The organism is Thermodiscus maritimus (genome assembly GCF_055382595.1).
The window spans coordinates 1,305,786-1,320,600 of sequence record NZ_AP042434.1; the positions used below are offsets into that span (position 1 = coordinate 1,305,786).

Consider the following 14,815-nt stretch of genomic DNA (forward strand, 5'->3'; position numbering starts at 1 on the left):
TCTCACAATATAGCCTTGCATACCAGACGCGTTATAATGGTGCCTGTGGGAATGAAGCACACCTACCCCGACTCGCCTCTAGTGGGAGTGGGCGCCCTAGTCATCAAGGATGGGAGGATCCTCCTGGTTAGGAGGAAGTACCCGCCTGGAAGGGGTAAGTGGAGTATACCGGGCGGGCACGTAGAGGTTTCAGAGTCCGTCACGGAGGCTGCTAGGAGGGAGCTCTTGGAGGAGACGGGGATAGACGCGGAGCCCGTTGGAGTCGTGAACGTTGACGATGCAATAATATATGATGATGAGGGCCGGGTCAAGTACAGGTACGTGCTCATAACAGTCCTCATGAGGGCGGCAAGCGACGAGCCCAGGGCGGGGAGCGATGCTCTAGAAGCCCGCTTCTACGATATCAGGGAGGCTCTCAGCCTCGACCTAACAGACTCCATTAGAGGCTTAATACACAAGATACTGGAAGACAGGATCCCCCTAGAAAAGCCATGCCCCGTAAACAAGTACTCCCCGAAATACCCGGGCGAGTAGAAGTGCTCAATAAACCATCCACACCATAAAGTGGAGCACGGTTGGAGGTGGAGGGGTGGAGTCTTAGAATGGATACGGCCCACGACTACAGGATACTAGCCGCGGAGGATGCGGTCGAGAGGCTCTCGAGGAGGATAAGGCAGTGGGGTATGCCATGGCCCTTCAACAAGGGGAAGGCTCTCGAGGCCCTTGAGAATATACGCAAGAACCTGTTAAAGATCAAGTACTCCTACCTCCCAGCAGAACTGCTCCTAGAATCCGAAGAGCTGAAAGCCGTAGTCGAAGAGGCGCGTAGGCTCAAAGACCTCCTAATCCCCGAGACAATACCAAAACTAGACCCGGGCAAGACGCTCGCCCTAGCAGAGATGAAGTACAGCCTCCTCATACTACTAGGCCTACCCCAACGGCTACGCCTGGGAGAAGACAATCATCCCGAGTACGCGGTCGACATTGTAGGGGTAGAGGTTACGAGGGTCGAGCCCCTAGAGGGGAGTGAGAAGCTGAAGGTGACCCGTGCGAGCGCGGGGAGGGCGGTGTTCACTATAGTCACAAACCTCCAGGATATCAGGGTTGGACAGGTTAGGGCGGCGGCTATACTGCCACCGGCAGAGTTCATGGGTGTTGTGAGCGAGGCAATGTACTCCTCCGACCCGATCCCCAGCGAGTATGTGGGCAAGAGGGTGCCAAGGAGGCTCTTATCCTCCGAGGTTAGGGGGAAGATAATCAGCTTATTCGGAAAGCGGTAGGAAGGATGGGGGGCGTCTAGGGTAGGAGTTCAGCCTCCAGGAGCCCAACGTATTCATCCAGCAGCCTCCTCAGCCTCTCGACACCCCCGCTTAGGCGGTCGCCGGCATACTTTGACACCGCGAGCTCCAAGGCTATAGTCTGGGATAGGAGCCTCACCGCCTCCAGCAGCTCGTACCCCGCCTCGGGAGTCATAGGGACAATGTCCTCCTGGAGGCCGCTCGTGGGTATACTGTGGACGCTCTGAGGATTAGCAGCCCACCGGGCCCTAGCGGCGAGGGCTGCAGCGGTATACTGTGTGATCATAGCGCCCACACTATCCATCACGCCCGCCAGGAAGTCTGGGAGCCCAGTTATCTCCTTCCGGAGGAGCTGGCTCACCCTCCTCTCAGACAGGTTCGCGAGGTAGGAGGCTGCGAGCTTCATAGAGTCGATGGCGAGGGCAACGTGTATACTGTGGAATCCGCACCAGTGCCGCACCCCATTACCTGCCACGATCGGGTTCTCGGTTGAGGAGCAAGCCTCCTCCACTAGCAGCCTCCCGGCGAACTCCAGCGCCTCCCAGGCGGCGCCTGCCACCTGGGGTGTGCACCTAAGGCTATACGGGTCCTGGAGCCTCCTCCCATCGCATCCTCCCACTAGATCACGGAGTCTCTCCCCAGCCCTCCGGACACCACCATGCATACATGCATCGAGAGCATCACCGGAGTAGTGCTGCATATTGCATCCCGTCACACGGAGAGTTGAAGCCGCCGCCTTGAGAGACCAATCCCATAGGCGGCGGAGGGACTCATACGCTAGGATCCCAACTGCGGTGCTCCAAGCAGTATTATTGATTAGGGCGAGAGCCTCCCCCGGCTCGAGCGCGAGAGGCTCCAGTCCAATCTCCCTCATCTTCTCCCGGCAGGGAACCCATCCACTCTCATCGAGGGCTTCACCCTCCCCGTAGAAGATGCAGAGGAACGCCTCAGCAGAGGGGGCTAGGTCCCCGCTGGCCCCAACGCTCCCATGCAGGCGGATCCTTGGAGTCAGCCCCTTATTCAAGGCATCCGCTATACGCTTAGCAACCACGCCCCTAACCGGGGCTCTCCCCCTAGCCAGCTGGCTTAGCCGGACAGCTAGGAAGGCCCTAACCAGCCTCTCCGGGGCGGGGTCCCCAACGGTCATTGCATGCTCCACTAGAATATGCTTCTCCCACTCACTATCACACTTCTCAGAGCGCTTGCCCAGAAGCTCTCCTAGCCCAGTACAGTAGCCGTAAACCTCCTCGCCACGCTTTATCGCTTCCAGGTAGGATCTCCTAGCATGGTCTAGCCTCTCCAGCACGCTAGCCTCCACGACGACCCTGGCCCCCAACGCTATCGAGACAATCTCCTCGAGAGAAGGGCACCTAGAAGCACCAATTAGGACGGCATCGCCACTCATAACTCAAGCATCCCCATGTAAGGGGGATATGGTTGTCTAACCCCTTAATATTGGGAAGAACTTGGGCAGCCTCACACCCTTCTGACCCTTGTAGGTCCCATCGTATGGCTTGTGGGCTGGAGTGTTCAGCTTTACGAGGACAAGGTGGAGGAACCTGTCTCCAGCGTAGAGTTTGACGGGGAAGCTGGAGCCCACTATCTCTATAGTCAATTCTCCCTCGAAGCCTGCATCCACGATAGTGGGGGGTGCATAGATTCCTGTCCTAGCCCAGGTGCTCCTCAGGTTCACTAAGCCTGCAATGTATGGGGGGAGGCGGATGTATTCTAGGGTGTGGAGGAGGACGTGCTGGTTTGGAGGTATTATGATCTCATCCGATTCGCCACAGTCATAGTATTCCTTGGGGTCCCCCGGATCCCTCGGGTCCAGGACCTTGTCGACCCTCTTGAATCTACAGTACATTCTCCCCAGCCTAAGGTCTAATCCATTCTCCCTCACGATCTCCTCGTTGAACGGCTCGATAACCAGGTCCCCAGCCCTCAGCAAGAGGTGGATGTCATAGTCTCCCAGTATCAACCCTGCCACACCCTACTACAAGCCTGCTAGGGATAGAACTCGGTCCCGGAGGGATTTTATCGGGGACAGCAGGATTGGATGGAAAACTCTCAAATACCCAATACACGGTCCTAGGATACACGGCACACCTGGGGGAGAGTAGTAGTGAAGGCGCTCAAAATCTTGCTGGCGGACAAGCGGTTCAGGGCACTAACAGTACTAGCCGCTATGCTCGCAGTCATCGCTGCTTTCGGGACAATAGCGTTCGTCACCAGCGCCCAGGAGGCGGGCGGCCAGGGCCAGTCACTAACCTCCAACACGGCCTTCGCCAAGAGCATAGGCGCGGCGCTAGCAGTCGGTCTAGCAGGCGTGGGCGGCGGCTACGCTGTAGGTGTCGCGGGTGCCGCTGCTGTAAGCGCGATTGCTGAGAACAGGGAGATCTCGGGTACAGCCCTACTATTCGTGGCTCTCGGCGAGGGAATCGCAATCTACGGGCTGCTGGTAGCCCTGCTAGTACTATTCGTGATATAGCCCTAGGATAATCAACTAGATAATAACCGAGCTCAAAGAGTTTCTTTTTAAATATGAACACGTTAAACCCGGGCTTGGAAACGGGACTATAACCAAGCAATAACGCCCCCTGGGTAGATTAGTGGAGAAGGGTGCAAGTCGTTGGTGAAGCCTAAGAGGGAGAGGTGGGCGGAAGAGTTCCCCCGGTGGTTCGACTGGATCCTCGACGAGGCTGAGCTATACGATTATGGGAGGTATCCTGTCAAGGGTATGGGGGTTTGGAGGCCCTACGGGTTCCAGATAAGGAGGAGGATGATCGAGCTCATACGCGAGATACTGGATAAGAGGGGCCACGAGGAAGTACTCTTCCCAATGCTGATACCCGAGCTACTCCTCAGGAGGGAGAAGGAGCACGTTAAGGGCTTCGAGGACGAGGTATACTGGGTCACCCACGGAGGCCTAGAGCCATTAGATGTGAAGCTCGCCCTCAGGCCCACGAGTGAGACCAGCATAACCTATATGGAGACGTTCTGGATCAAGAGCTACAAGCAGCTCCCCAAGAAATACTATCAGATAGTGAGCATATTCCGCTACGAGACCAAGGCTACCAGGCCCATGATAAGGCTGAGGGAGGTCACCACCTTCAAGGAGGCCCATACTGTTCACGACACCTTCGAGGACGCGGAGAGGCAGGTGCTGGAGGCGATCGAATCCTACAAGGAGTTCTTCGACAGGCTAGGGATACCCTACCTTATCTCCAGGAGGCCGGAGTGGGACAAGTTCGCCGGAGCACTCTACACCATAGCATTCGACACGATCATGCCCGATGGTAGAACCCTGCAGATAGGGACAGCCCACAACCTAGGGCAGAACTTCACCAAGGCCTTCGACTTCAAGATCCAGCTCGCAGACGAGAGCCTAGACCACCCATGGCAGACAAGCTACGGAGTAAGCGACAGGGTAGTCGCAACTATAGTAGCAGTGCATGGAGACGATAACGGCCTAGTCCTACCCCCAGAAATAGCCCCCATACAAGTAGTAGTCGTCCCAATACCTGCAAAAAGCGAGGAGGACGAGCAGCTGGTAAAGGAGACGCTGGAGAAGGTTAGAGGGGTGCTCGAGGAGCTAGGACTCCGCTACAGGATCGATGACCGTGACGAGCTGAGGCCTGGGGCGAAATTCTACTACTGGGAGGCCCGCGGGGTCCCTGTGAGGATAGAGGTTGGAGCAAGGGAGGCTCGTGAGGAGAAGGTAACCCTGGTAAGGAGAGATACTCTCGAGAAGGAGCAGGTTCCTTTAGAGGGGCTGAGGGAGAGGATCCCCAGCCTCATGAACGAGATCTACAATAGCCTCAGGGACAGGGCTTGGAGGGAGCTGCGGAGCAGAGTCCTGAGGACGAGCAATTTAGAGGAGGCTAGGAGGTGGATAGCTGAGAGGAGGGGGGTTGTAGAGGTACCATGGTGTGGTAGAGAGGAGTGCGCGGTTCACCTAGAGGACGAGCTCGACGCTAAAGCCCTAGGCTCCCCATGGCCCCTTGAGAGGGCTAGCGGTGAGAAGTGCCCCGTGTGCGGCCGCGAGTCTATTACGTGGATGAGGTACTCCAAGTCATACTAGTGTTTAGTGGTAGGGACCCCCTACAAATAATAATCCCACGCCCCATTATGGGGCTTGGGTGGAAGATAGGGATGCCGAAGAAGAGGGAGAGCAGGGGCAGGCGTAAAGGTGCAAAAGGCAAGACCGGCACAGTCCAATGCGACAACTGCGGCAGGGTAGTGCCCGCCGACAAGGCTGTATGCGTCACGAGAATGTACAGCCCCGTAGACCCCCAGCTCGCCAGGGAGCTGGAGAAGAAGGGCGCAATAATAATGAGGTACCCGGTGACAAAGTGCTACTGCATATCCTGCGCAATACACCTAGGAATAATCAAGATAAGGCCCGAGGAGCAGAGGAAGCCTCGGGGCCTAGAACTCTAAACCCCCTCCTCCAAACAGCCCACTATGCCCGCTTCTAACACGCTCATGTGCGAGGTAATGCTCCCTGACCCCATGTTCCCGGACCCGTAGTAGTTTCCTTTAATAATACTGTTAAGCACTAATTAGGGTTAACCTTTGAGGACAAGTAAAACTATGCTCTAAATGTTGAACTGCATCAAGAGGTGGCCCATGTATTGGAGGCTACACAACACTAGCCCATCCCGGGGCGGGATGGCTCGCGGGCTTCCCGCAATGTCATAGTCTCCGTTGCTGGATTGAACTTGGAGTGGTGGAGGGCTCGGTAGCTGTTACTTGGGATTACACCTGGGGGAGGGACCCCTCCATGGCCAGATCCTACTCTTTCCCCCTAGGGGATGCTGTGTTAATGCCCTCGCCGAGGATACCCCTGCATTTAACGGGTGTGCTCCACCATCAAGTCGGGTCGGGGAGGGTTTAGCTTCTAAGGGGGGTTGGGGTTGTTTGAGGGTGAGGGTCCCTGTCTTTTCCAGTCAACCTCCACGTATTGGCGAGGGTCCCTCTATGACATGGGGGATTTCCCAGTGGAGGGTCCCTCCCTAATCTATAGTGGGTTGCGCAGGGTCATCCTATATTGGGGTTGGCGCGATAGGCTTAATAATGGTTATTAGGATTATATTCTTTGGGGGACCCTCTTCCTGGGGATAGCCCCGCTTCCAAGAGTATATGGGAGTGTGTGGGTTGTGGCGCGGTGAGAAGGCTCTCTTAATCATCATTATTGTGGTCTCGGGCCTGGTGGCGGCTGGGGTTGCCTACCACTACGCGCCCAGCATGGGTAAGCCTGGGAGGGGTGCCTGGACTGAGACGCATGCACCAACCACTACTCCAGCCTCCACGACTACTACTCGGGCCTCCAGTACTCATACCACTACTAGCCGGCAAGCAACCACTACCACTACAACCACTACTGCACCACCTACAACCACAAGCACTACTACAACCACTCATACTACAACACCACACGACACAACACCACCAGCAATCAACTTTGTTAGCTATGAGTTTTTACCACCAAGCAAAGTTTCTGTAAGTGTATATGCTACAGATGACTCTGGAGTAGCAAAGGTTATTGCGGAGGTTCAAGGTAGGAATTATACACTATCTTTAGTTAAAGGCTTGTTTACTAGCAACGTATCTGTCGGGGATATAAGCAAAATAAATAGATTGCCGATAAAAGTTTTTGCTTTCGATAAGTACAATAACTATGCTATAGAAGAAGTAGTTGCCATTCCTACCTTGGAAGAAAAATTTGTTAGTTTTGCTTTAAACAACAACATAAGCAAAGACGCGGCTGAAGAATTTTACAAAAGTTACACTGGATTGGTGCAAGATTTATATCCAAAGGACAACAAGCTATTGCTTCCACCTCTAAAGCTTTATTCAATCAATGGTAGTGTTTTCTCGTTGCTATACAATCTGGATATGAAAGACAAACAAATAACGATGGATAGGAACAAGATAGTTTCTTTAGAATCGCAACTATTCTTAGATTTAGGGTATACTGGAAAGGTAAAGGTTTTGGTACCAGGTAGCAACAGCTATGTGGAAAAGGGTATGAGTAAACGGCTTATAGAGTTTGGTGGTAATTATTCTATTGCTCTATACCAGCTTGGTTTGCCTAAGCACAATAAAAGTGTTATATGGCTAGCTGGCAATGCTACTGAAATCAACCCTGTGATAGTTGATTTTAAACCTATAATGCTGAAAGATTTTCAAGGTAACAGTTTTGTTATACAGAGCGAGAATATAGCTAGGGATATTTGGATGTTGGTTGAGCATTTGAAGTATACTCCTTATGTAGTTAAGTATCCAGAAATGTATGAAGCATTTAATGTAAAGGTAAAACAGAACGCTTGGGATATTTTGGATAATCCTGTAATTCATGAGCTGGGAGAGCATTACGAGCCTACTGATAAAGTTATATGGGAGACGGTTATAATACCAGAGTGGAACTATTACTGGAATTCTACTCCTCAAGCTGGTAATTTAAGTAAGAGAATAACAGTTTTCCCTTGGTACAATTCCAGCTTGCTAAAACAATGGATAGCAAACGATACTGATAGGAAGATTGCGTTGATGTACTTTTGGAAGATACCAATAGGGGATGAGATCCATGGTATTGCTGATCTAGATGCTTACTTGCAAAACAAAACAATTGTTTATCATAAGGGTTTGGATGCTATGCAATATGTAATTGAACAGATGCCTAGGGTTTACGAGGATGTTATGAGTAAGTATCCGAATGGAAAGTTATATGGTAAGGATGTGCGTTTCTGGTACTATTCTTGGCTTGGGGATAGACAAGTTCATGGTTTGAACAATGGGATTAAACAATTTGCGGGGGATATACATGGTAATTGGACCGATTTGAAAAAGGATCCGAGTATAATGCTCAAGTACAACACCATTGATACTTATCTAACAAAAAACTTCTCTTACTGGGATCTGATAAAGTTCGTCTACGGGTATGGTGTCGCTAATTATGGTGGCGATAACATGAAATATGACAACCTATATACACCTATAGCTTTCAAAGCCTTTGGGATACCACATAACAATCGCGGAGTTTACTACGAACACTACATAAATGCCCCTGCTAGATATGCAGCTGGCCCAGAAGATGTAATTTTTGGTTTGCCTGACCATGTGCTACAGCCATTAAAACAGGGTAAGTACAATGAGGTGTTAATCTTCCCTGGGAATGGTATTAGCTGTATAGGTTCACCTCTATATGGCATAAAGGAGGATTTAGAGTATGGTAGTCAGCATCCTGTAGAGCCGAATGCAAAGTATATTGAGATGTATCTGCCGTTGAGAGGGGATATGATCTACTTGTTTAAGGGTGGTCAGAAGGGATGATTTATCATGCCTAAGGGGGGAGGGTCCCTCCTCCTTCTATCAGCCCTTGTTGAAGAGGGTTATAATGTGCCGCCCGCGGGATCCCCGGGCGTGATGATGGGTGTAATGGTTGGATTGGGGCTTGGGGTATCGCTTGATGGTGGCGTGCTGGATGTTTAGTCTTCTTGCTCCAAGTGGCGGTGCGGGCTGGAGGAGGCGCTGTTAGAGTTGTGTTATGCTGTTAGAGTTGTGTTATGAGGAAAATTATCATGTATGCTCCCCGCCCTCATTATAGGATGGTGTTGTGGTGGAGGGTCCCTGGGTGATGGTTAGGGGTAGGAGTGCTTGGAGGAGTAGCGAGGTCCTCGCTAGGAGCCTATTGGAGGATATGGGGTATCGTATCCTTGAGGTGCATAAGCGTATAATTGTTAATGGTGTGGAGGTTGGGGAGGTCGACTTCCTAGCTGAGAGGGATGGGATTAGGTATGCGGTGGAGGTTAAGGCTGGACTGGTAGATGTGAGTGGGGTGAGGCAGGCGTACGTGAACGCGGAGCTGTTGGGGGCTAGGGCTCTCGTCGTGGCTAGGGGCTCTGATGATAAGGCTAGGGAGCTCGCCGGGAGGCTCGGGGTTGAACTGGTCCTCCTCCCAGACATAGTCTACGCGAGCACAGACAACCTATACATGGCTGTGAGGGAGGCAGTCTACGATGCAGTAGGCGAGCTCCTCTCCGTGGCTGAACACTGTGGAGCCCTCGACGAGGAGGAGCTTGAGACTCTCAAGGCCCTAAGCGGCTCTGACACGGTAAAGGAGGCCGCGGAGAGGCTGGGTGTAGGGGTTGATGACCTCGCTAAGAGGCTCGCGGGGTTGAGGAGGAAGGGCGTGCTCCCAAGGGGCAACTACAGGGTGTTGAGGCTAGCCGCCAAGCTACTAGTCCTCTGCACAAGCCACGGTAGGAGCGAGTAGAAGGGTTGTGCCCCGCCCCTGACGCCCCCGCCACATCCCTCCCCGCGTCTTCGGGGGTGTTCGCCCGGGGGCTCCTACAGCGGGGCTAGCCCTGGCCAACCATAACCAGTAGTATGGCGCCACTTATATTCTAGCCCCCAGCCCTCCCAACCCGCAACACCAGGGTCTTCCTAGCCCTCCTCCTCCCCCTAGCATCTACCCCAACCTCCTCGTACCTCGGAACCGTAACAGTTCCTCCGAGGAGCTTTGAGAGCTCCCTCGCAACCTTCCTAGCCGCCCCAGTATTGGTGAAGTAGACGTCAACCCCGTTCTTGCCTGGGATTAGGTCAACCGTCTGCCTGTGTATCCCCAGCCTCTCAATAACCTCTCCAACCCTCTCCTCCAATACCTTTGGGTTTGCACCCCTCACCTGCAATACAGTATCGTATTCCCCGCTCACACGGGTCTTGCATAGGGGGCAAACGCTCGGCTTCAGCCTAACAGTAAGCTCCTGGAAGCCCTCAACAACATGCCCCCGGTAAACGCCGCGGAGCTTGAGCTGGACCCGGGTCCTCCAGTTGGGGAGGGTCTCATACTCCACCCCGGTGAGCTCAACCCTCTCAAGGGGCTCCACTGGTCTAGCCTTCGAAACGAGGTACCTGGCGAGAGCCTCCACAGCCCCACCGAAGCTGTAGACCTGGACCCACCGCCCGCCAAGCCTAACAGCTCCACAATACCTGCAGATCTCCGCCTCCACCCTCTCCTGCAACCGGGCTAGACCATACAATTCAACGAAGCACCTGCTACACACCCTCCCGACTAGGAAGCCGACCTCCCTACCACAGCGGGGGCATACAAGCTTCATTATTCACCCACCCAGCCATCTTTCAAGATTAATAATTAAGAGAGTAATATCCTTACGACAATTATTTTGATATTTTTTAATAATTTATAATCTATGTTGATCACTATTTAAATACAAGTTGCTGACCTAGATAATACTCCCGAGGTAGGGTTTATGGTCTTTGACTTTCTACCTTCGGGGAGGAGACGAAAAAGAGAATATATTCCAAGAGCTATTGTTCAAAAAGTATTAGAAAGACAAAACTTTAGGTGTGCCATGTGCGGAAAGCCATTGAGAGGTTTGCACTTTCACATCGATCATAAAGTACCCCTTGCGATGGGAGGCTCCAATTCTATAAGAAACCTTCAGGCTCTGTGCCCCGACTGCCATGCTAAAAAGACTCGAGAGGATAGGATGAAAATTGCAAGGGCTAAGAAGAAGAAAAAGAATGATCTTTTGGGCATAGACTCTGGAGATGATATTTTTGGCTTTGGCTTTTCTAACGATACCCCGGGGTTTGATCCACAAGAACTACTCTTTGGCAAAGAAAGAAAAAAGAGTGGAAGGAGAGGCAAAAAACGCGGGAGGAAAAGCGAAGGCTTTGATCCGCTTGATCTATTGTTTGGTAGTGGGCGAAAGAAAAGGAAAAGGAAGAACGATGACGATATATTATTTTGACGACTAACTATTAGATAACCCCGAGAAGACTAAGCTCAACATTTATGTGTCTAGGGATAGTTTGAGGAGAGCCTCCTCACGAGGTAATCCGTGGTTTCTAGGGCTTTCTCGTAGAGGTCTTCTCTTATCAAGCCTGCTTCTCTGGCTTGTTGGAGCTGGTCTTGGTCTATTACCTCTGGCTTCTCCCCCGGCTTCTTCACCACGTCTATGTATAGGTCGAAGTACTTGATCCTCCCCGGCCCGATCTCGATGGGCGTGTTTATGTTTGCGTAGACGCCCAGCAGGTTTCCGGATGGCGTGTAGTACTCGTGTATCATGTACCATTCCCCGGTCTTCACCCTCGTCTTAGCGGTGTCCCCCGGCCTCTTCTCCACTCCTAGGCCGTCGAGGGTCCCTGGAGTCTTGATCCTCTTGGACAGCTCTAGGACCACCTGCTCGCCCTCGAGCCTCACGGCTTCGACACGGTATCTTCCCAGGTTCACTATTTGGCCGTCGGGCTTGTGGTGCTCTACTAGGATGATTCTCCCCTCACTCCTCTTGGCTAGGTAGTACTCGATCCCCCACCCTTTAACACCGGCACCCAGTGCGAGCTGGGCCTCTGCACAGTCTACTAGTGTTGAGGCCTCGTCTCCGAATGATTTGAGGGAGTGGTGTCCTCCAACCGTGGGCGTTATCTTCCCCCTTATCCCGTTCGAGGTATTCCTTCGCGGGGCGGGGGAGGCCTATTACTCCTATGAACTCCCCCCTCCTAACTATCCTCTCTCCCTTCCCAGGCGGAGTGGATTCTATCCTGGCGAGCTCTTCTAGGAGGCTTTTCAGCTCATTCTCTATTATTGGGGGCTCGGCTAGCTTAGCGGCGCTCCTGAAGTGGACGTGCATGCTGCCCGGGTCTATCTTGCCCTGTATGGTTGAGAGCAGGCGGGCCTTGTCCTCCTCGCCCCGTATGTGCTCGCTATAGCTCACCCCGGAGCCCGGCTTTGAGACTATGAGGTGGTGGCCCACAATCCTCAGCTCCCTCCTAGCTACAGGGTCCCTCCCAGCCTCCAGCGCCTCCCGGATTACCGTGGCCCTCACCACCTCGCCCGCAGCGGGGCACTCTGGGCTGTCCAGCCTCACAGCTACGCCTCCAGGAGCCCTGAGGGTGCAGTCGCCCATGCTTACAGCGTCTATGACTGTGTAGAGTCCGAGGACCCCCCTCCTCGTGACCGTGTAGGGTATTTCTCCTGCTAGGGTGTTGTATACTTTCTCGCCGGCATCCCACGGGTACCCTACTACAAGCAGGTGGTCGGGGCTCCTCTCCATGCTCTTCACTGTCACGTCGGGGGTTCTGCTGCTTGGTATGATGGGGAGCCTGTTCTGGAGGACCCTGCTGACGTTTGAGAGGAGGAATCCCTTCCCGTGGAGGAGGCTGGCTAGGGCTGTTGCATAGATGCCTCTAACACGGACCGTGTAGAGCAAGCCTCGCGCCCCGGCCCGCCGTGGGCTAGTCCCTTACAGTCTCCAGTATGCTTATCGCCTGCCATATCCTCGTCCTCGCATGGAATGGCATGTTGGGGTCCTGGCTGACCTCGTCTCAGCGCGCTTACAGCGTTGGCCGCCCTCACAGCGGGCGACAGTTTCACATCGCGGAGATATTGGAGTGCGTTCGCCGCAGCCCTCCTAATATTCCTCGGCACACCCGTGTCATTCACTATGCTCGCGAGGATGCTCATCGCCATCCTTATCTTCGCCTCGTTATCGACTGGAGCCGCCATTGCATCCACACCCCGATTGCACGCATTGAAGCATGGTAGCCCTGCAGGGATATTAGAGTATATAGGGGCCCCAATTGTAGTCTTGGGGCCAGCTGGGTTGACTGGAGGAGTCGTTGTGAGGAGGCTCTCCGAGCCCCGGGAGTTCATGGAGGCGGTCGAGGTCCAGAAGAAGGCTTGGAGGATGGACGACTATAGGGAGGCGGCTCCAGCACACCTTCTAAGGGCGCTGGCCGACAATGGAGGACTGGTGCTGGGAGCCTTCGCTGGGGATAAGCTTATCGGTGTATCATACGGGTGGCCGGCGGGATACTACTTCTACAGCCACGCCACCGGGGTGGCTGAGGGGGAGAAGTACCGGGGCGTAGGATTCAAGCTCAAGTCTAGGCAGCGTGTCGAGGTCCTCTCAGCGTACGGGGTGAGCCTTGCGAAGTGGACCTTCGACCCCCTCCAGAGCCTCAACTCCCGCTTCAACCTTGCAAGGCTCGGAGTTATCGCTAGAGAGTACCGTGTAAACTACTATGGGGAGATAAGGGACAACATTAACAGGGGCCTCGGCTCCGACAGGGTCAAAGTAGAATGGTGGCTGACCAGCGGGAGGGTCGTGGAGCGCCTAGAGGGGAAGCCGAAGCCCTGCCTCAAAGCCATGAAGGATTTATCACCCACCGCGGCATACGGGGTCGATTACAAGAATGGAGTCCCAGTCCCGGGGGCTAGGAGGAGGGAGGAGGACCTCCTCAACAGCGAGGTTGTACTAGTCCCGATACCCAGGGACATCACTGCTGTTAGGGAGGCTTCAAGGGAAGCTGCGCTTCAGTGGAGGGAGGCCTCCAGGTGGGCCTACAGCCTCCTATTAGAAGGCGGATATGCCCTCGTGGATAACGTGGATGGTGGAGTAGGCTACACCCTCAACATACTCTGGAGGGCCCCTCTAGGCAGGATCCTCTCCGGGCAGGAGCCGTGGAGGGAGTGTGGGGGGACAGGTTGAAGACTGCAAGGCTGGGAGCCCTCAGGGTATCGGCTATCGGGCTGGGATTGTGGCAGCTGGGCTCCCCCAGCTGGGGGACCCGTGGTATAGGTAGCGGGGTCGAGGTTGTTGGGAGGGCGGTAGAGGAGGGGATCAACCTCTTCGACACCGCGGAGATCTACGGTTGGGGGAGGAGCGAGAGGCTACTTGGAGAGGCCCTGAGAGAGCTTGGAGTGGGAGACGAGGTAGTGGTGGCGACTAAGGTTGGAGGCTTCCGCACGATCCCATACACTATTAGGAAGGCCGCTGAGGGGTCTAGGAGGAGGCTCGGCCGGACACCAGACCTCGTACAGTATCACTGGCCGCCTCCAATCCACACACCCCTCTGCACCGTCATGAGGGGGTTGGAGAGGCTCGTTGAGGAGGGGCTTGCACACTATATTGGCTTATCGAACTTTAACGCTGTCCTCCTCGAGAAGGCGCTCCAATGCCTACACAGGCACGAGCCCATAAGCATACAGGTCCAGTACAGCCTCGCCTACAGGACGCCGGAGCTGCGCCTACTACCACTTGCGGGGAGAAGGGGGCTAACGCCGATAGCTTGGAGCCCACTGGCTAAAGGGTCCCTGGCAGGAGCCACCGCTCCCAAAGCATGGGCTCAGAGGACGGATCCAGTCTTCAAGGAGACGTCCAGAGACGTTAGGCTCCAGGAGGCGCTCCGCAGGATAGCCGGGGAGCATGACGCGACAATGGCCCAGGTAGCCCTCGCATGGCTGATCCACAAGGGGGCATTACCCATACCTGGGACGAGGAGGTTGGAGAGGGTGAGCGAGTACGCTGGGAGCATGAAGATCCGGCTCTCGGAGGATGAACTGCGCCTCCTGGACGAGGCGAGCAATAGGTATAGGACTAGGTGGGGGAGCTGCTACAGCTCCCTCAGGTGGATGCGGCTCGTACCGTCCCCGATACAGTACCTGTCGCTCCGCCTCATGGGGGGTGTCTAGCAGGGGCCTCAATGAT

General features: G+C 54.2%; 16 protein-coding genes and 1 pseudogene. 11 read left to right on the forward strand and 6 right to left on the reverse strand.

Features of this window, described 5'->3' with window-relative positions; all coding sequences use genetic code 11:
• Positions 1-51 precede the first annotated feature (51 nt).
• Together ACZ47H_RS07335 and ACZ47H_RS07340 are read left to right on the forward strand one after the other, a co-directional pair.
• Positions 52-534 (forward strand): NUDIX hydrolase, encoded by a 483-nt coding sequence (locus ACZ47H_RS07335; protein WP_464933034.1) that lies wholly within the window; start codon positions 52-54, stop codon positions 532-534.
• A gap of 47 nt (positions 535-581) precedes the next feature.
• Complete coding sequence (locus ACZ47H_RS07340) at positions 582-1,280, forward strand: tRNA-binding protein (RefSeq protein ID WP_464933974.1); 699 nt, start codon at positions 582-584, stop codon at positions 1,278-1,280.
• 16 nt (positions 1,281-1,296) lie between these two features.
• Here the strand turns inward: ACZ47H_RS07340 and ACZ47H_RS07345 are convergent, their stop codons facing one another.
• Both ACZ47H_RS07345 and dcd read right to left on the reverse strand, forming a co-directional pair.
• A complete protein-coding gene (locus ACZ47H_RS07345; RefSeq protein WP_464933035.1) occupies positions 1,297-2,703 on the reverse strand; it encodes an aromatic amino acid ammonia-lyase in 1,407 nt (468 codons plus the stop codon).
• 36 nt (positions 2,704-2,739) lie between these two features.
• Complete coding sequence (gene dcd, locus ACZ47H_RS07350; RefSeq protein WP_464933036.1) at positions 2,740-3,276, reverse strand: dCTP deaminase; 537 nt, start codon at positions 3,274-3,276, stop codon at positions 2,740-2,742.
• A 144-nt stretch (positions 3,277-3,420) separates the two neighbouring features.
• Here dcd and ACZ47H_RS07355 point away from each other — a divergent pair, with 144 nt between their 5' ends.
• From ACZ47H_RS07355 to ACZ47H_RS07380, 6 genes are all read left to right on the forward strand, one after another.
• Positions 3,421-3,786 carry a hypothetical protein gene (locus ACZ47H_RS07355; protein ID WP_464933037.1) on the forward strand — a complete coding sequence of 122 codons (366 nt, stop codon included), beginning with the start codon at positions 3,421-3,423 and terminating at the stop codon, positions 3,784-3,786.
• Positions 3,787-3,930: 144 nt separating this feature from the next.
• Positions 3,931-5,379 carry a proline--tRNA ligase gene (gene proS / locus ACZ47H_RS07360; RefSeq protein WP_464933975.1) on the forward strand — a complete coding sequence of 483 codons (1,449 nt, stop codon included), beginning with the start codon at positions 3,931-3,933 and terminating at the stop codon, positions 5,377-5,379.
• Positions 5,380-5,450: 71 nt separating this feature from the next.
• Positions 5,451-5,738, forward strand: coding sequence for a 30S ribosomal protein S26e (locus ACZ47H_RS07365; RefSeq protein WP_464933976.1), 288 nt, complete (start codon positions 5,451-5,453; stop codon positions 5,736-5,738).
• 771 nt (positions 5,739-6,509) lie between these two features.
• Positions 6,510-8,633, forward strand: coding sequence for a hypothetical protein (locus tag ACZ47H_RS07370; protein ID WP_464933038.1), 2,124 nt, complete (start codon positions 6,510-6,512; stop codon positions 8,631-8,633).
• Between the two features lie 6 nt (positions 8,634-8,639).
• Entirely contained in the window at positions 8,640-8,792 is a 153-nt protein-coding gene (locus tag ACZ47H_RS07375; RefSeq protein ID WP_464933039.1) for a hypothetical protein, read from the forward strand.
• Between the two features lie 127 nt (positions 8,793-8,919).
• The gene (locus ACZ47H_RS07380; protein ID WP_464933040.1) at positions 8,920-9,576 is read left to right on the forward strand and encodes a restriction endonuclease; all 657 of its coding nucleotides are present in this window, start codon (positions 8,920-8,922) and stop codon (positions 9,574-9,576) included.
• 130 nt (positions 9,577-9,706) lie between these two features.
• Here the strand turns inward: ACZ47H_RS07380 and ACZ47H_RS07385 are convergent, their stop codons facing one another.
• The gene (locus tag ACZ47H_RS07385; protein WP_464933041.1) at positions 9,707-10,420 is read right to left on the reverse strand and encodes an NMD3-related protein; all 714 of its coding nucleotides are present in this window, start codon (positions 10,418-10,420) and stop codon (positions 9,707-9,709) included.
• Between the two features lie 153 nt (positions 10,421-10,573).
• Between ACZ47H_RS07385 and ACZ47H_RS07390 the strand changes: the two genes are divergently transcribed.
• Positions 10,574-11,077 (forward strand): HNH endonuclease, encoded by a 504-nt coding sequence (locus ACZ47H_RS07390; RefSeq protein WP_464933042.1) that lies wholly within the window; start codon positions 10,574-10,576, stop codon positions 11,075-11,077.
• Between the two features lie 50 nt (positions 11,078-11,127).
• On the opposite strand, the gene ACZ47H_RS07395 is transcribed toward ACZ47H_RS07390, so the two are convergent.
• The 3 genes and pseudogenes from ACZ47H_RS07395 to ACZ47H_RS07405 all read right to left on the reverse strand — a co-directional run bounded on the left by ACZ47H_RS07395 (position 11,128) and on the right by ACZ47H_RS07405 (position 12,831).
• Positions 11,128-11,559 carry a ribonuclease FAU-1 family protein gene (locus tag ACZ47H_RS07395; protein ID WP_464933043.1) on the reverse strand — a complete coding sequence of 144 codons (432 nt, stop codon included), beginning with the start codon at positions 11,557-11,559 and terminating at the stop codon, positions 11,128-11,130.
• Between the two features lie 85 nt (positions 11,560-11,644).
• Entirely contained in the window at positions 11,645-12,535 is an 891-nt protein-coding gene (locus tag ACZ47H_RS07400; RefSeq protein WP_464933044.1) for a hypothetical protein, read from the reverse strand.
• Between the two features lie 25 nt (positions 12,536-12,560).
• A pseudogene (locus tag ACZ47H_RS07405) lies at positions 12,561-12,831 on the reverse strand (UPF0147 family protein).
• A 97-nt stretch (positions 12,832-12,928) separates the two neighbouring features.
• Here ACZ47H_RS07405 and ACZ47H_RS07410 point away from each other — a divergent pair.
• Both ACZ47H_RS07410 and ACZ47H_RS07415 read left to right on the forward strand, forming a co-directional pair.
• Complete coding sequence (locus ACZ47H_RS07410) at positions 12,929-13,816, forward strand: hypothetical protein (protein WP_464933045.1); 888 nt, start codon at positions 12,929-12,931, stop codon at positions 13,814-13,816.
• Positions 13,789-14,799, forward strand: a complete 1,011-nt coding sequence (locus tag ACZ47H_RS07415) for an aldo/keto reductase (protein WP_464933046.1) — start codon at positions 13,789-13,791, stop codon at positions 14,797-14,799. Before ACZ47H_RS07410 ends, ACZ47H_RS07415 begins: the two co-directional genes overlap by 28 nt.
• Positions 14,800-14,815: the final 16 nt, after the last annotated feature.

Excerpts from the sequence above, each read along its gene's own strand:
- ACZ47H_RS07335 (WP_464933034.1), top strand. The coding sequence starts at position 52 with ATGAAGCACACCTACCCCGACTCGCCTCTAGTGGGAGTGGGCGCCCTA.
- ACZ47H_RS07345 (WP_464933035.1), bottom strand. The coding sequence starts at position 2,703 with ATGAGTGGCGATGCCGTCCTAATTGGTGCTTCTAGGTGCCCTTCTCTC.
- ACZ47H_RS07365 (WP_464933976.1), top strand. The coding sequence starts at position 5,451 with ATGCCGAAGAAGAGGGAGAGCAGGGGCAGGCGTAAAGGTGCAAAAGGC.
- ACZ47H_RS07375 (WP_464933039.1), top strand. The coding sequence starts at position 8,640 with ATGCCTAAGGGGGGAGGGTCCCTCCTCCTTCTATCAGCCCTTGTTGAA.
- ACZ47H_RS07385 (WP_464933041.1), bottom strand. The coding sequence starts at position 10,420 with ATGAAGCTTGTATGCCCCCGCTGTGGTAGGGAGGTCGGCTTCCTAGTC.
- ACZ47H_RS07390 (WP_464933042.1), top strand. The coding sequence starts at position 10,574 with ATGGTCTTTGACTTTCTACCTTCGGGGAGGAGACGAAAAAGAGAATAT.